The organism is Acidovorax sp. GW823-FHT05D11 (assembly GCF_058795695.1).
Window position 1 is genome coordinate 979,948 of record NZ_CM179502.1, and the last position, 21,279, is coordinate 1,001,226.

Consider the following 21,279-nt stretch of genomic DNA (forward strand, 5'->3'; position numbering starts at 1 on the left):
TCAGCCTTTCGCGCAGTGGGGCGCATGCCCCTTCTCCAGCTCCGTGGCCCGCTCCACGGTGTCGGGGTGGCTGCTGAGCAGCGACCAGACCGGGTGCGACGCCATGTCTTCCGCCATCTTGCGCTTGCGCGAGCGCTCCGGGCTGCTGGCGCCGGGTTCGGCCGCTGTGGCCGCCTGGTCCTGGCCTGCTTTCTCCTTTTTCTTGTTGTCTTCTTCCTCTTCTGCTTCTTCTTCATCCTTCGCGATGGCCAGCAGCAGCTGGCCCATGGGCGCCGTGGGCAGGGCTGCCTGGCCCATCACCGCGATGGCGTAGCAGTCGGCTTCGCGCTCGTGGCTGCGGCTGTAGGCCAGCCCCGTGAGCACCGAGGCACCGGTGGAGACAATGCCGGACACATCGCCCAGCGCCAGCCCCAGGCCCATGCTGAGCACGCCCTGCTGCACCACCATGCGCGTGGTGTGCCGCTGCACCACATGGCCGATTTCGTGCGCCAGCACGCCCACCAGCGCGTTGTCGTCCAGTCCCTTGTCGGCGGCGGCCTTCACGATGCCGTCGGTCATCACCACCTTGCCGCCCGGCAGCGCAAAGGCGTTGGCGCCCATGCCCGAGCGGAATTCCAGGCTCAGGGGAGGCTGGTAGCCGGGGTAGCGCCGCAGGCCGGGGGGTGTGTGCTGCACCAGGGCGTCAAAGCGCGCCTTGAGCTGCTCCTGCCGCTCCCTGGGGAGCTTGCTGGGCTTGAGCGTGCCGCCGTCCATCTGGCGCAGCACGTTCTCGGCCACGCTGGTTTCCCAGGACAGGGGTACAAAGCGCGTGAGCTGCGTGGCGGCCCAGGGGGTGCCGTAGCGGTAGAACAGCGTGAGGCCGATGGCCGCCACCGCCACCACGCCCAGCAGCACGGGCCAGCGGGTCTGCATGCGCTGGGCCAGGCCCGGGCGTTCGCCAGCGGCGGCCAGGGCGGCGCGCCAGTCGTTCACGGCATCGATCTCCAGGCTGCCGTGGTCCCGCAGGTCCACGACCACGCGGGGCTGGGGCTTGCGCTCGTTCCAGGCCTCCGGCCAGCCCACATCCTTGCAGGCGAACACGGCCGGCGCGGCGCCTGGCTGCGAGAGCGGGTGCAGCACCAGCGACGGGCCCCGCGGCGTGGGGCGCAGGCCCACCATCACGGGGCGGGCTCTGCTGCTCTGGCCGTCGAACCAGCGGCCAGGCACGAGGGATGCAGCGTGAAGGGGGTCGTTCATGTCAGTCATCCATCACGTTGTAGGTGGCCCCGGGGCCGGTGAAACTGGCGGCGGCACGGGCGAGCGGCCGCCCTGGCCGGACGCACCGGGGCGCGAAGCGCCTCAGGGGGATGCCCTCTACCCGCTATCCAATCAGGTCCAGGCCCGCCGCATCGGCCAGCGCATCGCCCAGGCCGCCTTGCTGCTGGCGCACCATGGCGCCCGCCACCTGTTCCACGCCGCCCTTGACATGCAGGGTGACGGATTCGCATTTCATGCGGTATTCGCTCACCCGCGCAAACGGACGGTACAGCCCCAGCGTGAGCAGGGTGAGCAGCATGTTCTTGATGCGCAGCCACACGTAGCGCCCGCTCTTCAGGTGACACTTGAACCGTGCCACGTGGCTCACGCCGGTGTTGTTCCACATCAGCTGGAACATGCGTGCCTCGCGGTACGCGCGGGCGGGGGCCGAGGCCAGGATCAGCATGAAGATGCCCGCCACGATCGACACGATGATCACCACGAACAGCCACAGGCCCATGCGGTCGCTCTGGCTGGCCACCAGCGCGATGGAGCTGCCCGCCAGGATGCCGATCAGCGCCGAGATGCCGACCACGCACAGGATGAACACGGCCACCGTGGCCAGCCACACCTTCACGAAATCCATGTACACCGGCTTCCAGCGGCCTTTTTCTGCGCCCACCTGGGCCTTGAGCACCAGCAGGCTCTTGTAGTTGTATTCGAGGCGGATGAAGCACAGCACCGTCAGCACCAGGCCCAGCAGCAGCAGGCCGCCCATGGCGGGGGTGAAGGCGGGCAGGGACCGCTTGGTGGTTTCTTCCTCGGCGGCCTGGAGCGCCTCGGCCAGTCCGGGTGACAGCACCTGCATGCCGAAGAACACGCCGAACCACACCAGCGCCAGCGCGAACATGGGCCAGCTGGCGATGTAGACCTCTTTCCAGCTGGCGGTGAACTGCAGGCGCAGCCCGCGCCAGCGCGTGGCTCCGAGCCGAAAGCGCATGGCGCTGCCCCAGATCAGGGGCGAGAGCACGGCGCCGGTCAGCAGGAACACGCCCACGGCCGCGTCCTGTCCGGTATTGGCGGCGATGTTGTAGGCCAGCGTGAGCAGCACCAGCAGCACGAAGCCCATCACCATCTTGCGCTGCTGCGCGGTGAATTCGAGGGGGCTGCCCGCCACCAGCGTGTGGCTGTAGAAGTACTGCGCGGTGCGGCGCCTGGCCCAGGGGGTGTAGATGCCCAGCGTGACGATGGACAGCAGCACGTTGACGATCCACACCCGGAAATACTCGCCGCCGCTGCCGGTGAATTCGAGCGGATGCGCGTCGATGTTCTGCGGCATGAACGTGGACATCGGCCCGGCGGCGCCGTCTCTGTCTGATGGAACTTGGCTCATGGACTCCCTCCTGTTTGTGGCGCAGTGTAGCAGCGGTCTGTGGAAAAAATATCGAGCCAGATGGGCCTCTGGCGCCTTTCCATCAAGCGCTGATAGCTATGTTTTTGGTAGCAATCGTTCTGGCGGTGGTTCGGCCCGCCCCGCCCCGCCGCCGGCAACTGGCGCACCTCTGCCAGCGCACCCGTGGAACTGGCTTTGCCAGGCCACCGGGTGCGTCCCCCTCAGGGGGATGGCGCCAAAGGCGACTCAGGGGGAGTCAGAACTTCTCCCAGGGCTGCAGATAGCGCCACTGCCCCTCGGGCACCTTGGCCAGCGGCACGCGGCCGATGCGGATGCGCTTCAAGGCGACCACGGCCAGGCCCACGGCGTCGCACATGGCCGGGATCTGGCCGGGGCGGATGCCCTTGAGCGCAAAGCGCAGTTTCGTCTCGCTTTGCCAGCTCACCTTGATGGGCGGCAGCGGGCGGCCGTTGAACGACAGGCCGTGGCACAGGCGCTGCAGCCCGTTCGGTGCGATATCGCCCTTCACCTCGACGATGCATTCCTGCTCCAGCGACTCGATGTCTTCCGCCAGCTTGCGCGCGATGCGCTTGTCCTGGGTGTAGACCACCAGGCCGCTGGCCTCGGTGGGCAGCGGGGTGAAGCATTCGAGCTGCCTGAAATGGCGCAGCAGCACGCGGATGCCCGAGGCGTCCTCGGCCAGGTGGGATGCAGCGCCCAGCAGCGTGCTGGCGGCCGTGGCGCCCTGGCTGCGGCTGGCGTGCGCCGCTGGCCCGGCGGGCAGGCCCAGGCCCGCTTCAAACCCCACCGGCTTGTGCAGCAGCAAGGTCACCGGGGTCAGCTCCAGCAGGCTGGCGTCCTTGGCCACCGCCACGGCCTGGTCGGGGCGCACGCGCGCGCCCGGGGCTTCCACCACCTGGCCGTCCACGCTCACAAAGCCGCCTTCGATGAATTGCTCGGCCGTGCTGCGCGAGCAGTTCAGTTGCTCGGCCACGCGTTTGGCCAGGCGGATGTGGGTGGGGTCAGGGTTTTTGTCATTCATGGGTGGGGGCGGCTTTCTTTGTTGGATGGATTGTGTGGGCACGCCTCTTGTTGTTCGTGGCGCGTGCAGCGGGCGCTCTCTCCGCCAGGGACGCCAAGCAAGGCCGCCCCGCAGCGAGGGCGTCGTCCCCCGGATGGGGGAAGGCGCCGCAGGCGACTCAGGGGGCGAGCATTCTTATTCGCTCTACATGCGCCAGCAGCGAGCGCTGGGCCACGGGCCACATGCGCGGGGGCACGTCGTCATACGCATGCTGCACCCAGTCGTCCACGCTGCCCTGGGGCAGCGCCTGCATGGCGGCCAGCACCTTGGCCTCGCGCGCCAGGCGGTGGGCCTTGAGCCTGGCGATCGCGCCGCGCGCGTCGCCCAGCACATAGCCGTGCGCGGGCAGGATGAACTCCACGCCATGTGCGGCGCAGACCGCATCGAGCTTGTCCAGAGAGTCGAGGTAGTCGGCCATGTTGCCGTCGGGTGGGTCCACCACGGTGGTGCTGCCGTTGAGGATGTGGTCGCCGCTGAACAGCAGGGCGTCTTCCACGAGCAGCAGGCACAGGTGGTTGGCCGCGTGGCCCGGGGTGTGGATCACCTGCAGGGTGTGGGTGATTTTGCCCTCTGGCGCTTGTCCTTCCAGCGTGAGCAGCTCATTGTTTTGTAGCAAGCGGTCGGGCGTGAATGCGCTGGCAGCGCGCGCCGTGGGGGCCGATGGCAGGCCCAGGATGGGGGGGGCGCTGCGCCCGGCCCGGGTGCACATCGCCTGCAGCGGCGCGGCGCCGGGCGAGTGGTCGGGGTGCGAGTGGGTGCACACGATCGTGCGGATGTCGCCGCCGGCGGCGCGCCAGAGCCTGTCCAGGTGCTCCGCGTCGGCCGGGCCCGGGTCGATGGCGATGTAGCCGGTGGCCGGGTCGCCCACCAGGTAGCTGTTGGTGCCGGGCCCGGTCATCACGCCGGGGTTGGGCGCGGTCAGGCGCTGCACGTTGCGCAGCAGCGGCACGGGCCGGTCGGTCTGCCAGTCGAGCGCGTGCACGATCTGGCCGTCGGGGCACACCAGGGCCAGCTCGCCAAAGGGGGCGTCGCCTTCCATGTAGCGCGCCTCTTGGCCCGCCAGCGTGCCGGCGCGCGGGCAGCTCACCCACAGCGGCTTTTCATCGGCCAGGGCGTCAAGAACCGCCTGCGCGCTGGCGAACAGGGCGAGCCGCTGCAGCGTGCGGATGGTGGGAAAGATCATGAAGAACTGCCCCGCCGCGTGCCGCGCCAGCGCATCGGCCGGGCGCACCCACACGGGCTCGAACTGCTCGGTTTCGTCGGCCACGGGCTCCTGGCCCTCGGGCATGCGGGCCACGAGGAACGGCACGTCGAAACGGCGCGGTAGGTCGCGGTCGGCCGTCCAGTGGGCCAGCAGGTACACGCTGTCGGCCGCCAGGCGCAGGCCGCGCGCGCCGCACTGGGCGGCCAGCGGCTGTTGGCGGTCGATGGCGGCGATGTCCCGTGCGTCGGCCATGCGCCCATCGGCATGGCGGGCCAGCAGGATGCCCAGCTCCTCGAAGCTTTCGCGGATCGCGGCGATGGCCTGCGTGAGGTGCTGGTCGCTCTGCGTGGGGCGGCGGTCGGCGGCGGCGTGCACCTGCGCGTCCAGCGCGTCGATGCCCCCGCCCGGGAACACGTAGGCCCCGGGCGCGAAGCTGGCCGTGGCCGAGCGCCGGGTCATGAGGACTTCCAGTCCGCCCGGTTCGCCCTGCGCATCGCGCAGCAGCAGCACGGTGGCTGCCGGGCGGGTGGCAACAGGTTCGCGGTGGGGGTGCAGTTGTTGGGTGGTGCGGGGCATCGGGCCATTATCGAGGCGCGCGGCGCGCCCCGCACGGGCGGGGCGGTTCAGTCCCAGGCGGGCGCCAGGCCTTCGGGGTTCACCAGCCGTTCGCCGCGGTCCAGCGCGGCGATGCGTGCCATGTCCTCGCCGGTCAGCCGCAGCGGCCGGGCTTTCAGGTTGCTCGCCAGGTTGTCGCGCCGGGTGGACGAGGGAATCACGGCATACCCCAGCTGCATGGCCCAGGCCAGCGCCACCTGCGCGGTGGTGGCGCCGTGGGCCCGCGCGATGTCCGCCAGCACCGGGTCGCCCAGCACCTTGCCGTAGGCCAGGGTCATGTACGAGGTGGTGTGGATGCCCTGGCTGCGCGCGAAGTCCGCCACGGCGCGGTTCTGCAGATAGGGGTGCAGCTCGATCTGGTGCGTGGCGATGCGGTCGGCGCCGACGGCCGCGATGGCTTCGCGCAGCAGGGCGGTATTGAAGTTCGACACGCCGATCAGGCGCGTGAGGCCCCGGGCCTGGGCCTCGGCCAGCGCGCCCATGAACTCGGCCACGGGCACGGCGCCGCCGGGCGAGGGCCAGTGGATCAGCGTGAGGTCCACCTGGTCGGTGCGCAGCCTAGCCAGGCTGTCCTTCAGGCTCTGGACGAGCCGGTCGCCCGCCAGGTGTTCGGTCCAGACCTTCGTGGTGATGAAGAGCTCGCCGCGCTGCACGCCGCTGTCCGCGATGGCCTGGCCGACCTCGGCCTCGTTGCCGTAGATCTGCGCCGTGTCGATGGCGCGGTAGCCCAGGTCGAGCGCGTTGCGCACCGAGTCGATGACGACCTGGCCCTGGAGGCGGAAGGTGCCCAGGCCGAAGGCGGGAAGGGAAGGGGAAGAAGTCATGGCGATTCCTGAAACGAAGCAAGAAAAGGGGTGGGACAGAAAGAGTTGAGGGGGCGTGGGCTGCTCAGTGCCCCACGGGCACCGGCCCGCTGCCGCGCACCGGGATGCCGCTGCGCCGGTCCAGCACGCCGCTGTAGTGCGTGAGCGCCAGGGACACCAGCACCACCAGGGCGCCGATCCAGGGCGTGTGCATCAGGCCCAGGTGCGTCACGATCAGGCCCCCGGCCCAGGCGGCGCCGGCGATGCCCAGGTTGAACGCCGCGATGTTCAGGCCCGAGGCCACGTCCACCGCCTGGGGCGTGAAACGCTCGGCCTGCTTGACCACATACACCTGCAGCCCGGGCACGTTGCCGAACGCCACGGCGCCCCACAGCAGCACGGTGGCCAGGGCCAGCCAGGGGTGGGGCGCGGTGAACTGCAGCAGCAGCAGCACGGCGGCCAGCAGCGCGAAGATGATGCGCAGCGCGGGGATGGGCCCCAGCCGGTCGGCCAGGCGGCCCCCCCAGATGTTGCCCACCGCCACCGAGACGCCGTACACCAGCATCACCCAGCCCACGGCGCCGGCGCTGAAGCCCGCGATGTCGGTGAGGATGGGGGCGAGGAAGGTGAACGGGATGAACGTGCCGCCGTAGCCGATGGCCGTCTTGGCGTACACCAGCAGCAGGCGCGGCTCGGCCAGCACCCTGGCCTGCTGCACCAGCGAGGCGGGCGGGGTGTGGGCGATGTTGCGCGGCACGAAGATCGCGCTGCCGATGAAGGCCACCACGCCCAGTGCCGACACGGCCAGGAAGGTCTCGCGCCAGCCGAAATGCTGGCCGATGAAAGTGCCCAGCGGCACGCCCGTGACCAGCGCCACGGTGAGGCCGGTGAACATGATGGCGATCGCGCTGGCGGCTTTCTCGCGCGGCACCAGGCCGGTGGCGATGGTCGAGCCGATCGAGAAGAACACGCCGTGCGCCAGCCCGGTGAGGATGCGCGCGGCCACCAGCGTTTCGTAGCTGGGCGCCTGCCAGGCCAGCAGGTTGCCGGCGGTGAACAGCGCCATCAGCGACAGCAGCAGCGCCTTGCGCGGCACGCGGCCGGTGAGGGCGGTGAGCACGGGCGCGCCCACGGCGACGCCCAGGGCGTACAGGCTGACCAGCAGGCCCGCCGAGGGGATGCTGATGGACAGGTCGGCCGCCACGGTGGGCAGCAGGCCAACGATCACGAACTCGGTCGTGCCGATGGCGAAAGCGCTGAGCGTCAGCGCGAGCAAGGCAATGGGCATGGAAACACTCCTGTGGACATGGGAAGGAGTGTGGGCGCTTCAGTCTTGCAGAAAAATACCGTTACGCTCCATAGATACTTGATCCGAAGTCAACAATGGAGGCCCATGAAAACCACGCTCGAAGAACTGCAGGCCTTTGTGGCCGTGGTGGACGGCGGCTCCATCACGGCGGCGGCCGACCAGCTGGGGCAGACCGTCTCGGGCATCAGCCGGGCGCTGGCGCGGCTGGAGAAGAAGCTCGATACCACGCTGCTGCGCCGCACCACGCGCCGCGCCGCGCTGACCGAGGAGGGGCAGGCCTTCCTGCTGCGCACGCGCGCCATCCTGGCGTCCATCGACGATGCCGAGGAGCACATGGCCGCGCGCCGCCAGCAGCCCGCGGGCCGCCTGCGCGTGAACGCGGCCACGCCCTTCATGCTGCACGCCGTGGTGCCGCTGGTGCCGGCGTTCCGCGCGGCCTACCCGCAGATCACGCTGGAGCTGGACACGGACGAGCTGAACATCGACCTGCTCGAGCGCCGCACCGACGTGGCCATCCGCATAGGCCACCTGCGCGACTCGACCCTGCACGCGCGCCCGCTGTGCACCAGCCGCATCCGCGTGCTGGCCAGCCCGGCCTACCTGGCCGCCCGGGGGCGGCCGCGGGCGGTGGAAGACCTGGCGCGGCACACCCTGCTGGGCTTCACGCAGCCGGAATCGCTCAACCGCTGGCCCCTGCGCGGCGCGCATGGCGACGAGTGGCCCACCGTGCCGGAGATCGCCGCGTCCAGCGGCGAGACGCTGCGCCAGCTCGCGCTGCAGGGCGCGGGCATCGTGTGCCTGTCGGATTTCATGACCGCCGCCGACCGCGCGCGCGGCGATCTGGTGCAGGTGCTGGCCAGGGACACGGCGGACGTGCGCCAGCCCGTGAGCGCCGTGTACTACCGCAACACGCAGCTGGCCGCGCGCATCGCGTGTTTCCTGGATTTTCTGCAGGAGCGCATGGGCTGACCGGTGCCACGGCCCCTGCAGCCAGGGCCTGCTCAGCCGCGCGCCGGGATGTTCAGCCCCCTGGCCACGGCCGGGCGCGCCACGAAGGCTTCCAGCACGCGCTTTATTTCCTTGAACTGACCGAACTCCACCAGATCGCCCGCGCCGTAGAAGCCCACGAGGTTGCGCACCCAGGGCAGGATGGCGATGTCGGCGATGGTGTACTGCTCGCCCATCACCCACTGGCGGCCCTTCAGGCGCTCGTCCAGCACCTTGAGCAGGCGCCTGGACTCCGCCACATAGCGGTCGCGCGGGCGCTTGTCCTCGTAGTCCTTGCCCGCGAACTTGTGGAAGAAACCGAGCTGGCCGAACATCGGGCCCACGCCGCCCATCTGCCACATCACCCACTGCAGGGCCTCGTAACGCCCGGCCGTGTCCTGCGGGATCAGCTGGCCGGTCTTGCTCGCCAGGTACACCAGGATGGCGCCGGATTCGAACAGCGCCAGGGGCTTTCCGTCGGGCCCGTTCGGGTCCAGGATGGCCGGGATCTTGTTGTTGGGATTGAGCGACAGGAACTCGGGCGAGGTCTGGTCGCTGGTCTCGAAGCTCACCAGGTGCGGTTCGTAGGGCAGGCCCAGCTCTTCCAGCGCGATCGACACCTTCACGCCGTTGGGCGTGGGCAGCGAGTACAGCTGGATGCGCTCCGGGTGCCGGGCGGGCCATTTGCGGGTAATGGGAAAACTGGCGAGATCGGGCATGCGGGTCCTCGTTGGCGAATGGGGGGGTTGGGGAGGCGGCGGCCGGCGCGCGGGCGGGCCGCCACACGGCACAGCCTAAACCGGCGGAAAAACCGGTGCAGGCCGGGGTTCATTGGCGGGGTGGGGGTTCTGTCACAAGTTGCCCCGGGCGGGGTGCCGCGCACGCCGGCCCACCGACGATAATCCGGCCATGCAGATTCCCTTTACCAAAATGCAGGGCGCGGGCAACGATTTCGTGGTGCTCGACGAAACCCGGGGCCGCCTGGGGCTCGGCGCCGCCCAATACCGTTTCCTCGCCGACCGCCACTTCGGTGTGGGGGCCGACCAGATCCTCACGGTGCGGCCTTCGCCAGCGGACGGTATCGACTTCGAATACGTGATTCACAACGCCGATGGCGGCGAGGTGGAGCAGTGTGGCAACGGCGCCCGCTGCTTCGCGCGCTTTGTGCACGACAAGGGCCTGTCGGGCAAGGACACCCTGCGGGTGCAGACCAAAAGCGGCGTGATCGCCCCCCGCCTCACCCCCGATGGCCGCGTCACCGTGGACATGGGCCGACCGCAGTTCGAGCCCGCCCGGGTGCCGTTTGATGCCAGTGGTTTGACCGCCGTGGCACAAGGTTCAGGACAAAAATGGCCGCTGGCGCTGGATGGTAAAGCGCTGACAGCTACTGTTTTGGTAGCGGTTGTCTCCATGGGCAACCCGCACGCCGTGCAGCTGGTGGACAACGTGGACACCGCCCCGGTGCTGGAAGCGGGCCCCCTGGTCGAGCGCCATGCGCGTTTTCCGCAGCGCGTGAATGCAGGCTTTTTGCAGATCGTGGACCGCGCCCATGTGCGGCTGCGCGTGTTCGAGCGCGGCGTGGGCGAAACCCTGGCCTGCGGCTCGGGGGCCTGCGCGGCCGTGGCGGCCGGCATCCGCCTGGGCCTGCTCGACAACGAGGTGCATGTGGACACGCGCGGCGGCCGCCTCACCATCGCCTGGAGCGGCCAGGAGGCCGATTCCGTTTTCATGACCGGCCCCGCCACCACGGTGTTCGAAGGCCGGATCGACATTCCTGACACCCTCCTATGACGTCCCACATCCCCCCGATCACCGAAGACGACATCGCCCAGTTCCTCACCAACACGCCGGGCTTCTTCGAACGCCATGCCGAGGTGCTGGCCAGCGTGCAGATCACCAGCCCCCACGGCGCGCGCGCCGTGAGCCTGCAGGAGCGCCAGGCCGAGATGCTGCGCGAGAAGATCAAGGGCCTGGAGCAGCGCATCATGGAAATGGTGCGCAACAGCACCGAAAACGCCGCCATCGCCCACAAGGTGCACCAGTGGACGAGCGCGCTGCTGCAGGTGCGCGACCCGTTCGACCTGCCGCAGGCGGTGGTCGATGGCGTGCGCACCCTGTTCGACGTGCCCCAGGCCGCGGTGCGCGTGTGGGAGGTGGCCGCGCCGTACATCGATGCCGACTTCACCCAGGGCGCCAGCGAAGACGCCCGCGCGTTCGCCTCGTCGCTGACCATGCCGTTCTGCGGCCCCAACCTGGGGTTCGAGCCCGCAGGCTGGCTCGCGGCCGAGGCGGGCGAACCCGCCCAGTCGCTGGCCCTGCTGCCGCTGCGCGAAGGCGCCATCGACAGCGCCACGCCCGCGTTCGGCCTGCTGGTGCTGGGCTCGCAAGACCCCCAGCGGTTTGATGCCACGATGGGCACGGAATTTCTGTCGCGCATGGCAGAACTCGCCAGTGCCGCCCTGCTGCGGCTGAAGTGATGCCCCCCTGTGCGGCTGCGCCGCTTCCCCCCTGCGGGGGGACGCCACCCCCGGCCCGGCAAAGCCGGTTCCACGGTGGCGCTGGCCTTGGGGCGCGCCAGTTGCCTGGGTAATGCCCCGTGTCCGACATGCTGGCCACACAGATTCCCCCGGACCCGCACGTCCTGCGTTACCTGGAGCATGTGCGCGTCGAAAAGCGGCTGGCGGCGCGCACGCTCACGCTCTACACCCTGGACCTTGAAAAGCTCGCGCAGTTTGCGGCGGGGGTCGGCGTGCCCCTGCTGCAGCTGCAGACCGCGCACATCCGCCGTTTTGTGGCGCAGATGCACAGCGGCGGGCGCAGCGGGCGGGGGATTGCGCTCATCCTCTCGGGCTGGCGCGGGTTCTTCATCTGGGCGGGGCGGCAGGGGCTGATCCCGCACAACCCGGTGCAGGACGTGCGCGCCCCCAAGGCGCCCAAGCCCCTGCCCAAGGCGCTGGGTGTGGACGACGCCGTGCGGCTGGCCGAATTCGACAACACCGGCGCCGACCCCTGGCTGGAGGCGCGCGATGCGGCCATGGTGGAGCTGCTGTATGGCTGCGGCCTGCGCGTGGGCGAACTCGCGGGGCTCGACGCCATCCCCAACGCCGACACCCAGCGCCTGGGCCGGGGCTGGGTGGACCTGCAGGCCGGCGAGGCCCATGTGTTCGGCAAGGGCAGCAAGCGCCGCAGCGTGCCCGTGGGGCGCGCGGCCACTGCAGCGCTGCAGGCTTGGTTGCTACTGCGGGCCACGCCCTTCGGCGGTGAAGGATCAGCGCGGCTTGACACCGCACTGTTCGTCGGCCAGCGCGGCAAGCGGCTCACGGCGCAGTCGATCTGGCTGCGCCTGCGCCAGCGCAGCCAGCAGGCGGGCCTGACCACGCCGGTGCACCCGCACATGCTGCGCCACTCGTTCGCCAGCCACCTGCTGCAAAGCAGCGGCGACCTGCGCGCGGTGCAGGAGCTACTGGGCCACGCCAACATCACCACCACGCAGGTCTACACGCGGCTGGATTTCCAGCACCTGGCCAAGGTGTATGACGCGGCGCATCCTCGGGCTAGAAAGAAGCCCCCCTGAGGCGCTGCGCGCCTTCCCCCGGAGGGGGACGCACCCGGTGGCCCGGCAAAGCCGGTTCCACGGGTGCACTGGTGGGGGCGGTGCGCGCTGCGGGCGTTGGTGGCGTGTGGACGGCTTCTGGCGCTGATCGGGCATGCCGGTGGGCTGCGGCCGTGGGCCGGTGCCACGGAACCAAGATGTGACGCCGTGCATCCGAGCAAGGGGTGCTTGCTGTAGGGCGCCTTGGAGTGTCTCGCCATGCTGCTGAAATGGATCAAATCGAACCGTGGGTTCCTCGTGCTGCTGCTGTGCTTCGGCATCTTTCGCACGGCGGTGGCGGACTGGAATCCGATTCCTTCGGGGTCCATGCGGCCCACGCTGCTCGAAGGGGACGTGGTGTTCGTCAACCGGCTGGCCTATGACCTGAAGCTGCCGCTCACCGATGTGGTGCTGGCGCGCCTGGGCGAGCCCGCGCGGGGCGATGTGGTCACGTTCTCGTCGCCGCGCGATGGCACGCGGCTGATCAAGCGCATCGCGGCGCTGCCGGGCGACACGGTGGAGATGCGCGACGAGGTGCTGTACCTCAACGGCGAGGCCGCGCGCTACGACGCGCCCGAGGCGGTGACCGAACACCTGGCCGAGCTGGGCGCGCAGGTGCCCGCCACCCGCTGGACGGAGCACCTGCAGGGCCACGAGCGCCGGGTGCAATTGCTGCAGGGCGTGACGGCACACCGCAGCTTCGGCCCGGTGACGGTGCCCGAGGGCCAGTACCTGGTGCTGGGCGACAACCGCGACAACAGCGCGGACTCCCGCTACATCGGCTTCGTCCCGCGTCACCTGCTCATCGGCCAGGCGCGGCGCGTGCTGGTGTCGGCCGACATCCTGGAGAACTGGGCGCCGCGCATCGGGCGCATCGGCCACCCGCTCTGACGCGGGCAGGCCGTCAGCAAGTGCGGGGCGGCACGGCCAGCGCCCTGCAGCACTGGCCGGCGGCGGGGCGCATTCACGCGACAATCGCCCCATCATGAAAACCCTTCGCCTTCGCCCTGGCAAAGAGCGCTCGCTCTTGCGCCGCCACCCCTGGATCTTTGAATCGGCCATCGCCAAGGGCGGCGGCGACAGCGGCGAGACCGTGCGCGTGGAATCGCACGAGGGCCAGTTCCTGGCCTGGGCGGCGTTCAGCCCCAGCTCGCGCATCCGCGCGCGGGTGTGGAGCTTTGATGAGGCGCAGCGCATCGATGCTCCTTTTTTCATAGCTGCTTGCGCACGATCCATCATCGCCAGAGCCCGTTTTGATGTACAAAGCGACGGTGTGCGCCTGGTGCACGGCGAGTCCGACGGCCTGCCGGGCCTCATCGTGGACCGCTACGGCGACACCCTGGTCGCGCAGTTCACCAGCGCCGGGACCGAGCGCTGGAAGGACGTGATCGCCGATGCCCTGCTGCGCGAGACGGGTCTGGTCAAGCTCTATGAACGCTCGGACGCCAGCGTGCGCGCGCTCGAAGGCCTCGAGCCCGCCACCGGCTGGCTGCGCGGCGGCCCCACGGGCGCGCCGGGCGCCGGCGAAGGCCCGCCGCTCGAGCTCACCATCCACGAACACCAGTGGAACCTGACGCTGAACATCGCCGAAGGCCACAAGACCGGCTTCTACCTGGACCAGCGCGACAGCCGCAAGCGTTTTGCCGACTACGCGCAGCGCCTGGGCTTCAAGGACGTGCTCAACTGCTTTTGCTACACCGGCGGCTTCAGCGTGGCCGCGCTGGCCGGCATGCGCGCCAGCGGCGCATCGGCGGACGGGCATGTGACGTCCATCGACTCCTCCGGCCCCGCCCTGGAGCGCGCCCGCGCCCATGTGGCGCTCAACGGGTTCGACTTGAACCACGCGAGCTTCCTGGACGCGGACGTGAACGCCTCGCTGCGCCAGTTCCTCAAGGAAGGCCGGCGCTTCGACGCCATCGTGCTCGACCCGCCGAAGTTCGCGCCCACGGCGGCCCACGCCGAGCGCGCTGCACGCGCGTACAAGGACATCAACCGCCTGGCGCTGCAGCTGCTCACGCCGGGCGGCGTGCTGTTCACCTTCTCGTGCTCGGGCGGCATCAGCGCCGACTTGTTCCACAAGATTGTGGCGTCGGCCGGCGCGGATGCCGGCGTGGACGGCTTCATCCTGGAGCGCCTGGGCGGCGCGCCCGACCACCCGATGACCCTGGAATTCCCCGAAGGCGAGTACCTCAAGGGGCTGGTGGTGATGCGCAAGGGCTGAGCGCGGCAAGGGCTTGACAGCGTCGGTACACTGAAAACAACCCCTTGCGCCACGCACACCCGGCCCGCAGTGCCGGGTGCAGCGCATGGGTTCATCCCTTGAAGGACAAGAAACATGGCATTGATCCCCGTCACCATCCTCACCGGCTTCCTGGGCTCGGGCAAGACCACCTTGCTCAAGCGCCTGCTCTCCGAAGCCCACGGCCAGAAGATCGCCGTGATCGAGAACGAATTCGGCGAAGAGAACATCGACAACGACATCCTCGTGACCGAGTCCAAGGAGCAGATCGTGCAGATGAGCAACGGCTGCATCTGCTGCACCATCCGCGAAGACCTGCGCGAGACGCTGCAGCTGCTGGCCGCCAAGAAGCGCAAGAACCTGCTGGAGTTCGACCGCATCGTCATCGAGACCACCGGCGTGGCCGACCCCGGCCCCGTCGCGCAGACCTTCTTCATGGACGAGGAGATCGCCGAGACCTACCTCATCGATTCCATCATCACGCTGGTGGACGCCAAGCACGCGCCCCAGCAACTCAACGACCGCCAGGAAGCGCGCCGCCAGGTGGGCTTTGCCGACCAGATCTTTTTGTCCAAGACCGATCTGGTCAGCGCCGAGGAAACCGACGCGCTGATCCATCGCCTCAAGCACATGAACCCGCGCGCGCCCATCAAGGCCGTGCATTTCGGCGAGGTGCCGCTGTCGGAAGTGCTGGACCTGCGGGGCTTCAACCTCAATGCCAAGCTGGACATCGACCCCGAGTTCCTCAAGGAAGAGGGCGACGGCCATGACCACCACGACCATGACCACGAGCATGGCGAGCACTGCAGCCACCCCTCGCACCAGCACGACCACGGGCAGGGCCATCACCATCACCACGATGACGACGTGAAAAGCTTCGTCTTCCGCTCCGAGCGGCCGTTCGATCCGGCCAAGCTGGAGGATTTTCTCGGGGCGATTGTCAACATTTATGGCCCGCGCATGCTGCGCTACAAGGGCGTCCTGAACATGAAGGGCACCGAGCGCAAGGTGATCTTCCAGGGCGTGCACCAGCTCATGGGCAGCGACCTGGGCCCCCAGTGGGCCGAAGGCGAGCCGCGCACCAGTAAGATGGTCTTCATTGGCATCGACCTGCCCAAGGACATCTTTCTGCAGGGGCTGGAGCAGAGCCTGGTCTGACCCCGGCGGGGCGGCCCGAGGGCAGGGGGTTGGCGGCTGGTTTGTGTTGTATCTGCAACGTTTCCGTTTGCGTCAGCCCAGGTCGATACAATCGCGCCCCGGTAAAACCCCGGAAGGCTTGCCACCCGCCCTTGGCTGCGAATGCGGCTGGGGCCCGCCCGTATTGCGAGGAGACCAGGAAGTGAAAGCCGACACCAGCAAATCCAAGGGGGCCACCAAGGCAACCCCTGCCGCGGCGAAAACCGCCGCCGCCCCTGCGGCAACCAAGGCTGGCGCGAAGGCCGCCGCCAAGCCGGCTGCAGCACCCAAGGTCGCCGCCAGCCCGGCGGCCGTGGCGACTCCCGCTCCAGCACCCGTGCTGCAGGCCGGTTCGCAGGTACCCGTGCGCACAACCCGGCCTTCTTCCCGATTGGCCCAATTGACCGTACCATCCATGGCACAGACAGTGGCTTCGACCGCTGCCAAAGCCAGTTATCTACATACCATGCCCACGACCGTGCAAGCGCAGCCCACCTATACGGCTGCCAAAAAAGACCCCAAGCTGGCGAACAACTGGAAGACCAAGTCCGCCGCCGAGCTGACCGACGCCGAAGTCATGGCCATGCCTGACAGCGAGTACATGAACGACAAGCAGATGGCGTTCTTCCGCCTGAAGCTCGTGCAGCTCAAGCAGGACATCCACAACAGCGCCGGCGAAACCACCGAGCACCTGCGCGAAGACACCGTCGTCGTGCCCGATCCCGCCGACCGCGCCACGATCGAGGAAGAGCATGCCCTGGAGCTGCGCACCCGCGACCGCGAGCGCAAGCTGCTCAAGAAGATCGAGCAGTCCATTGCCCGCATCGACGCGGGCGACTATGGGTACTGCGATGAGACCGGCGAACCCATCGGCGTGGGCCGCCTGATCGCCCGCCCGACGGCCACGCTGTCGCTGGAGGCGCAGCAGCGCCGCGAACTCAAGCAGAAGATGTTTGGTGATTGACCTGGCCGCCCGGCCTGATCCCCACGCGCGCCCTGAGCCATGAGCAAGGAAGAAACCACCCCTGGCGGACTGCTTTCGAAGGTGGTGCGGTTTGTGCGCAATCCCACGGTCAACTGGACGGAGCTGGACTCCGCGCAGAATGACCGGGAGAGCCAGTACAGCAAGCAGATGCTCAAGGAGATGATCGAGCGCAAGCGCCGCAACGATTTCGTGCGGCGCCGCGAGTTCGATCAGCTGCGCAAGCTGCGCCAGCGCGAGGTGCTGCAGGGGCAGCGCACCGAGGACCCCACCGCCAGGCCGTCGTTCTTCCAGAGCAGCATGGCGTCGCCCGACGAACGCGCCGTGACGCTCAAGAAGATCGACGAGATCGAGGCGCAGATGTCGCAGCAGTGGTGGAAGAGCAAGCAAGGGGCCGAGGCGCCCACCCAGCCGGGCGTCATGCCCGAGCCCCCCAGCGCGGCAACGACGGATTCCGCGCACGCCAGGGCCTACGCGCCCACCGCGCCCGGCAGCCTGCCTGCGCCGCTGGGCGACAACAACAACCAGGCCGCCGGTGTCCAGCCGCTGTTTGCCGATGACAGCATGGCGATTGGCCGGTTTGGCGGCACCGATGCGCAAATGCTCGCGGGCCCAGGCCCGGGCGAAGCGTCCTTCAGCCCTGCGGCGGCTACAGCGGCAACGCCAGCGCCGGCATCCGAACCGGAGGAATTCGTGCACGAACCCGATCTAGAAGAAGCCGCCATCCGGTTCGCCAATGGCGACCACGCGGGGGCAGAGTCCGGCCTGCTCGACGTGCTGGCCCAGCACCAGCAGGATGATCCCGAAGAGCAACTCGAAATCTGGATGACGCTCTTCGACCTGTACCGCGCAACCGGTCAGCACGACCGGTTCGACACCCTGGCCATCGACTTCGCCGCACAGTACAGCCGTTCGGCGCCGCTGTGGTTCTCCATGCCGCAGCAGCTGGGCATGGCGCCGGCTCCCGCCGCGGCGGCGCCCGGTGCCACGGGCGCCGCGCCGGCCGGCGCGGTGCGCCGCGATTTCAGCTGGAATGCCCCGGCCTCCCTGGCGGTGTCGTCCGTCGCCGCGCTGCAGGCCTCCCTGGCCCGCGCCGCATCCCCCTGGACGCTGTCCTGGACGCGCCTGGCCGCCATCGACGAAGCCGCGGTGCCTTTGCTGGCCGACCAGTTCACCCAGTGGGCCGAGCGTGACGGGCAACTGGTGTTTTCGGGGGTCGAGAAGCTCAATGCGCTGCTCGACGCCAAGACCCAGTCCGGAGACCGTGCCACCAGCCCTGAGTGGTGGCGCCTGCGCATGGCGGCGCTGCGGCTCATGGGCAAGCCCGACGAGTTCGAACTGGTCGCGCTCGACTACTGCGTGACCTACGAGGTGTCGCCGCCCTCCTGGGTATCGCCGCGCTGCGGATATTCAGACAACGAGGGCGTGTCTTCCGGGGCCGCGCCGCTGTCGGTGGACAGCGACTTCATGGCGTCCGACCTGGGCGAGTCGGTGCCCGCGCCCGCGGAGACGGGGCCCGTGGCCCAGCTCAGCGGCCACATCGACGGCGATGCCACGCCGCTGCTGGAGCCCTTCCAGGCCCTCCTGCGGCCCGGCGTGCCGCTCACCATTGCGTGCGACAAGCTCATCCGCGTGGACTTTGCCGCCGCGGGCTCGGTGCTCAACTGGGCGGCCGAGCAGCAGGGCCAGGGCCATGTGATCCAGTTTCACAACCTGCAGCGGCTGGTGGCCATCTTCTTCAATGTGATCGGCATCAACGAGCACGCCTGGGTGGTGCCCCGCAAGAACTAGGGCCACGCCCTGGGCGGCTGCTCCGCTCGGTGCGGCCGCCAGAGACGGCGGCTCTTCGGAACCGCCCTGCCCGGGCAGGCATGCCTGGAACCGCGGCCTCCGCCCCTTCTGCCGCGCGCAGCGCCCGTGGTGGCGGTGTGCTTGCAAAATGGGGGCCTGTCCCCATCTGCGGCTGCTATGGACTCATCACCAAACCAATCCCCGGTGTTCCACGGCACCACCATCCTGAGCGTGCGCCGCGAGACCCCGGCAGGCATCCAAGTGGCCATTGGCGGCGACGGCCAGGTCACCCTGGGCAACATCGTGGTCAAGGGCACGGCCCGCAAGGTGCGCAAGCTCTACCATGGCAAGGTGCTCGCGGGCTTCGCGGGGGCCACGGCCGATGCCTTCACGCTGTTCGAGCGTTTCGAGGCCAAGCTCGAAAAGCACCAGGGCCACCTCACGCGCGCGGCCATCGAGCTCACCAAGGACTGGCGCACCGACCGCGTGCTGCGCCGCCTGGAAGCCATGCTGGCGGTGGCCGATGCGAGCGCGTCGCTCATCATCACGGGCAACGGCGATGTGCTCGAACCAGAGCAGGGCATCGTGGCCATTGGCTCGGGCGGCGCCTATGCGCACTCGGCCGCCAAGGCGCTGCTGGTGAACACCGATTTGTCCGCGCAGGACATCGTCAAGAAATCGCTCGAAATCGCCGGCGAACTGTGCATCTACACCAACATGAACCACACCATCGAGACGCTCTGAGCGCGCGGGATGGTCCTGCCCCCGGGGATGCCCCGGAGCGGTTTGCTCTGTTTTTTATAGCTGTTGGCGCTTGTTGAGCATGCGCTGGAGCCTCATTTGATACCAGGAAGACCTGTATGTCGTCCATGACCCCCCAGGAAATCGTCTCCGAACTCGACCACCACATCGTGGGCCAGGCCAGCGCCAAGCGCGCGGTCGCCATCGCGCTGCGCAACCGCTGGCGCCGCCAGCAGGTCGAGGGCAGCCTGCGCCAGGAGATCACGCCCAAGAACATCCTCATGATCGGTCCCACCGGCGTGGGCAAGACCGAGATCGCGCGCCGCCTGGCCCGGCTGGCCGACGCGCCCTTCATCAAGGTCGAGGCCACCAAGTTCACCGAGGTGGGCTATGTGGGCAAGGACGTGGATTCCATCATCCGCGATCTCGCCGAAATGGCGGTGAAGCAGACCCGCGAGTCCGAGATGAAGAAGGTGCGCACCCGCGCCGAAGATGCGGCAGAGGAGCGCATCCTCGACGTGCTGATCCCGCCGGCCCGGGCCGCGGCAGGCAGCGAGCCCGCGGCGGACAACACGGCGCGGCAGGTGTTTCGCAAGAAGCTGCGCGAAGGCGCCCTGGACGACAAGGAGATCGAGATCGACGTGGCCGAGGGCCGCCCCCAGCTGGAGATCATGGGGCCCCAGGGCATGGAGGAAATGACCGAGCAGCTGCGCGGCATGTTCAGCCAGATGGGGCAGGACAAGCGCAAGACGCGCAAGCTCAGGATCGCCGAGGCCCTGAAGCTGCTCACCGACGAAGAGGCTGGCAAACTCGTCAACGAGGACGAGATCAAGGCCCGGGCCGTCGCCAATGCCGAGCAGAACGGCATCGTCTTCATCGACGAGATCGACAAGGTGGCCGCCCGCCAGGAGACCAGCGGCGCCGACGTGTCGCGCCAGGGCGTGCAGCGCGACCTGCTGCCGCTGGTGGAGGGCACGACCGTGTCCACCAAGTACGGGATGATCAAGACGGACCACATCCTGTTCATCGCCTCCGGTGCCTTTCACCTGTCCAGGCCCAGCGACCTCATTCCCGAGCTGCAGGGGCGTTTCCCGATCCGGGTCGAACTGGAATCCCTGTCGGTGAAGGACTTCGAGGCCATCCTCACGCAGACCCATGCCTCCCTGGTCAAGCAGTACCAGGCCCTGCTGGCGACCGAGGGCGTCACGCTCGAGTTCGCGCCCGAGGGGATCACGCGCCTGGCGCACATCGCGTTCGAGGTGAACGAACGCACCGAAAACATCGGCGCGCGCCGCCTGTCCACCGTCATGGAGCGCCTGCTGGACGAGGTGAGTTTTGATGCCACGCGCCTGTCGGGCCAGACGGTCACCGTGGACGCCGCCTACGTGGACGCCCGCCTGCAGACGCTGAGCCAGGACGAGGACCTGTCGCGCTACATCCTGTGACCACTCGGTCAAGCCTTGAGAGGTCACTTTCATAGGCCTCTCTAAGTGCTTCTTTTTCAACGACTTTTGGCTTTCCTGTGCCTACAAAGTCGCGCCTAAGTCGTTGATTTCATTGCAAAAGTTTGTTGGACACCCCCTTGTTCGGTGTGCTTTTCCTGCTACAGTGCAAAAAAGTGCAATTAAGTGGTGAAAAGTGCCCTCCAGGTCCATTGCACGGACCGGCGAGGCGCAAAAACCGAGTTGGGAAATCCGTCCGTGTTTCAAGGTGCTTCGTCGCTGAGTCTCGATGCGAAGGGTCGGCTGTCCGTGCCGACCCGGCATCGTGACGTCCTCGCGGCCACGGCATCCGGCCAGCTCACCATCACCAAGCACCCGCACGGCTGTCTCATGGTCTTCCCCCGCCCGGAGTGGGAGAAGTTCCGCGAGCGCATCGCCCAGCTGCCCATGTCCGCCCAGTGGTGGAAACGCATCTTCCTGGGCAATGCCATGGATGTGGAGATGGATGCCACGGGCCGCGTGCTGGTTTCGCCCGAGCTGCGCGAGGCGGCCGGTATCTCCAAGGACACCATGCTGCTGGGCATGGGCAACCATTTCGAACTCTGGGACAAGGCCACCTACGACGAGCAGGAGGCCAAGGCCATGCAGGGCGAGATGCCGGATGTCTTCAAGGACTTCTCCTTCTAAG

General features: G+C 68.5%; 19 protein-coding genes. 12 read left to right on the forward strand and 7 right to left on the reverse strand.

The window, feature by feature from the left end; genetic code table 11:
* From AC3RCE_RS04505 to AC3RCE_RS04530, 6 genes are all read right to left on the reverse strand, one after another.
* A complete protein-coding gene (locus AC3RCE_RS04505; protein ID WP_492254626.1) occupies nucleotides 1–1,236 on the reverse strand; it encodes a M48 family metallopeptidase in 1,236 nt (411 codons plus the stop codon).
* A 124-nt stretch (nucleotides 1,237–1,360) separates the two neighbouring features.
* Nucleotides 1,361–2,629, reverse strand: a complete 1,269-nt coding sequence (locus tag AC3RCE_RS04510; RefSeq protein ID WP_370628418.1) for a YjgN family protein — start codon at nucleotides 2,627–2,629, stop codon at nucleotides 1,361–1,363.
* 256 nt (nucleotides 2,630–2,885) lie between these two features.
* Nucleotides 2,886–3,671, reverse strand: coding sequence for an rRNA pseudouridine synthase (locus AC3RCE_RS04515; RefSeq protein ID WP_218293274.1), 786 nt, complete (start codon nucleotides 3,669–3,671; stop codon nucleotides 2,886–2,888).
* A gap of 157 nt (nucleotides 3,672–3,828) precedes the next feature.
* Entirely contained in the window at nucleotides 3,829–5,490 is a 1,662-nt protein-coding gene (locus AC3RCE_RS04520; RefSeq protein ID WP_492244345.1) for an MBL fold metallo-hydrolase, read from the reverse strand.
* Nucleotides 5,491–5,537: 47 nt separating this feature from the next.
* On the reverse strand, nucleotides 5,538–6,353 hold the full coding sequence (gene dkgB / locus AC3RCE_RS04525; protein WP_492254627.1) for a 2,5-didehydrogluconate reductase DkgB: 816 nt from the start codon (nucleotides 6,351–6,353) through the stop codon (nucleotides 5,538–5,540).
* Between the two features lie 64 nt (nucleotides 6,354–6,417).
* Nucleotides 6,418–7,620, reverse strand: a complete 1,203-nt coding sequence (locus AC3RCE_RS04530) for an MFS transporter (protein ID WP_218293277.1) — start codon at nucleotides 7,618–7,620, stop codon at nucleotides 6,418–6,420.
* Nucleotides 7,621–7,725: 105 nt separating this feature from the next.
* On the opposite strand from AC3RCE_RS04530, the gene AC3RCE_RS04535 reads away from it, so the two are divergent.
* Nucleotides 7,726–8,610 (forward strand): LysR family transcriptional regulator, encoded by an 885-nt coding sequence (locus tag AC3RCE_RS04535; RefSeq protein WP_218293278.1) that lies wholly within the window; start codon nucleotides 7,726–7,728, stop codon nucleotides 8,608–8,610.
* Between the two features lie 32 nt (nucleotides 8,611–8,642).
* Here the strand turns inward: AC3RCE_RS04535 and AC3RCE_RS04540 are convergent, their stop codons facing one another.
* Nucleotides 8,643–9,347 carry a glutathione S-transferase N-terminal domain-containing protein gene (locus tag AC3RCE_RS04540; protein WP_369641418.1) on the reverse strand — a complete coding sequence of 235 codons (705 nt, stop codon included), beginning with the start codon at nucleotides 9,345–9,347 and terminating at the stop codon, nucleotides 8,643–8,645.
* 190 nt (nucleotides 9,348–9,537) lie between these two features.
* Between AC3RCE_RS04540 and dapF the strand changes: the two genes are divergently transcribed.
* From dapF to mraZ, 11 genes are all read left to right on the forward strand, one after another.
* On the forward strand, nucleotides 9,538–10,419 hold the full coding sequence (gene dapF / locus AC3RCE_RS04545) for a diaminopimelate epimerase (protein ID WP_492244348.1): 882 nt from the start codon (nucleotides 9,538–9,540) through the stop codon (nucleotides 10,417–10,419).
* Entirely contained in the window at nucleotides 10,416–11,105 is a 690-nt protein-coding gene (locus AC3RCE_RS04550; protein WP_218293281.1) for a DUF484 family protein, read from the forward strand. Before dapF ends, AC3RCE_RS04550 begins: the two co-directional genes overlap by 4 nt.
* Nucleotides 11,106–11,233: 128 nt before the next feature.
* Complete coding sequence (locus AC3RCE_RS04555) at nucleotides 11,234–12,202, forward strand: tyrosine recombinase XerC (RefSeq protein ID WP_218294386.1); 969 nt, start codon at nucleotides 11,234–11,236, stop codon at nucleotides 12,200–12,202.
* A gap of 237 nt (nucleotides 12,203–12,439) precedes the next feature.
* Nucleotides 12,440–13,111: a signal peptidase I gene (gene lepB, locus AC3RCE_RS04560; protein ID WP_218340446.1), complete on the forward strand. Its 672-nt coding sequence runs from the start codon at nucleotides 12,440–12,442 to the stop codon at nucleotides 13,109–13,111.
* Nucleotides 13,112–13,205: 94 nt separating this feature from the next.
* The gene (locus tag AC3RCE_RS04565; protein ID WP_218340445.1) at nucleotides 13,206–14,441 is read left to right on the forward strand and encodes a class I SAM-dependent rRNA methyltransferase; all 1,236 of its coding nucleotides are present in this window, start codon (nucleotides 13,206–13,208) and stop codon (nucleotides 14,439–14,441) included.
* A gap of 114 nt (nucleotides 14,442–14,555) precedes the next feature.
* Nucleotides 14,556–15,617 carry a CobW family GTP-binding protein gene (locus AC3RCE_RS04570; RefSeq protein ID WP_492254628.1) on the forward strand — a complete coding sequence of 354 codons (1,062 nt, stop codon included), beginning with the start codon at nucleotides 14,556–14,558 and terminating at the stop codon, nucleotides 15,615–15,617.
* A gap of 181 nt (nucleotides 15,618–15,798) precedes the next feature.
* Nucleotides 15,799–16,599 carry an RNA polymerase-binding protein DksA gene (dksA, locus tag AC3RCE_RS04575; RefSeq protein ID WP_218293285.1) on the forward strand — a complete coding sequence of 267 codons (801 nt, stop codon included), beginning with the start codon at nucleotides 15,799–15,801 and terminating at the stop codon, nucleotides 16,597–16,599.
* A 39-nt stretch (nucleotides 16,600–16,638) separates the two neighbouring features.
* A complete protein-coding gene (locus tag AC3RCE_RS04580) occupies nucleotides 16,639–18,408 on the forward strand; it encodes an STAS domain-containing protein (RefSeq protein ID WP_492254629.1) in 1,770 nt (589 codons plus the stop codon).
* 177 nt (nucleotides 18,409–18,585) lie between these two features.
* Entirely contained in the window at nucleotides 18,586–19,152 is a 567-nt protein-coding gene (gene hslV / locus AC3RCE_RS04585) for an ATP-dependent protease subunit HslV (protein ID WP_218293287.1), read from the forward strand.
* Between the two features lie 116 nt (nucleotides 19,153–19,268).
* Nucleotides 19,269–20,594: an ATP-dependent protease ATPase subunit HslU gene (gene hslU, locus AC3RCE_RS04590; RefSeq protein WP_218340442.1), complete on the forward strand. Its 1,326-nt coding sequence runs from the start codon at nucleotides 19,269–19,271 to the stop codon at nucleotides 20,592–20,594.
* A gap of 255 nt (nucleotides 20,595–20,849) precedes the next feature.
* Nucleotides 20,850–21,278 (forward strand): division/cell wall cluster transcriptional repressor MraZ, encoded by a 429-nt coding sequence (gene mraZ, locus AC3RCE_RS04595; protein WP_218293289.1) that lies wholly within the window; start codon nucleotides 20,850–20,852, stop codon nucleotides 21,276–21,278.
* Nucleotide 21,279: the final 1 nt, after the last annotated feature.

Excerpts from the sequence above, each read along its gene's own strand:
- AC3RCE_RS04540 (WP_369641418.1), bottom strand. The coding sequence starts at position 9,347 with ATGCCCGATCTCGCCAGTTTTCCCATTACCCGCAAATGGCCCGCCCGG.
- AC3RCE_RS04580 (WP_492254629.1), top strand. The coding sequence starts at position 16,639 with ATGAGCAAGGAAGAAACCACCCCTGGCGGACTGCTTTCGAAGGTGGTG.
- dkgB (WP_492254627.1), bottom strand. The coding sequence starts at position 6,353 with ATGACTTCTTCCCCTTCCCTTCCCGCCTTCGGCCTGGGCACCTTCCGC.
- AC3RCE_RS04520 (WP_492244345.1), bottom strand. The coding sequence starts at position 5,490 with ATGCCCCGCACCACCCAACAACTGCACCCCCACCGCGAACCTGTTGCC.
- AC3RCE_RS04515 (WP_218293274.1), bottom strand. The coding sequence starts at position 3,671 with ATGAATGACAAAAACCCTGACCCCACCCACATCCGCCTGGCCAAACGC.
- AC3RCE_RS04505 (WP_492254626.1), bottom strand. The coding sequence starts at position 1,236 with ATGAACGACCCCCTTCACGCTGCATCCCTCGTGCCTGGCCGCTGGTTC.
- AC3RCE_RS04535 (WP_218293278.1), top strand. The coding sequence starts at position 7,726 with ATGAAAACCACGCTCGAAGAACTGCAGGCCTTTGTGGCCGTGGTGGAC.
- AC3RCE_RS04570 (WP_492254628.1), top strand. The coding sequence starts at position 14,556 with ATGGCATTGATCCCCGTCACCATCCTCACCGGCTTCCTGGGCTCGGGC.
- AC3RCE_RS04530 (WP_218293277.1), bottom strand. The coding sequence starts at position 7,620 with ATGCCCATTGCCTTGCTCGCGCTGACGCTCAGCGCTTTCGCCATCGGC.
- AC3RCE_RS04510 (WP_370628418.1), bottom strand. The coding sequence starts at position 2,629 with ATGAGCCAAGTTCCATCAGACAGAGACGGCGCCGCCGGGCCGATGTCC.
- dapF (WP_492244348.1), top strand. The coding sequence starts at position 9,538 with ATGCAGATTCCCTTTACCAAAATGCAGGGCGCGGGCAACGATTTCGTG.
- AC3RCE_RS04555 (WP_218294386.1), top strand. The coding sequence starts at position 11,234 with ATGCTGGCCACACAGATTCCCCCGGACCCGCACGTCCTGCGTTACCTG.
- AC3RCE_RS04565 (WP_218340445.1), top strand. The coding sequence starts at position 13,206 with ATGAAAACCCTTCGCCTTCGCCCTGGCAAAGAGCGCTCGCTCTTGCGC.
- lepB (WP_218340446.1), top strand. The coding sequence starts at position 12,440 with ATGCTGCTGAAATGGATCAAATCGAACCGTGGGTTCCTCGTGCTGCTG.
- AC3RCE_RS04550 (WP_218293281.1), top strand. The coding sequence starts at position 10,416 with ATGACGTCCCACATCCCCCCGATCACCGAAGACGACATCGCCCAGTTC.
- hslV (WP_218293287.1), top strand. The coding sequence starts at position 18,586 with ATGGACTCATCACCAAACCAATCCCCGGTGTTCCACGGCACCACCATC.
- hslU (WP_218340442.1), top strand. The coding sequence starts at position 19,269 with ATGTCGTCCATGACCCCCCAGGAAATCGTCTCCGAACTCGACCACCAC.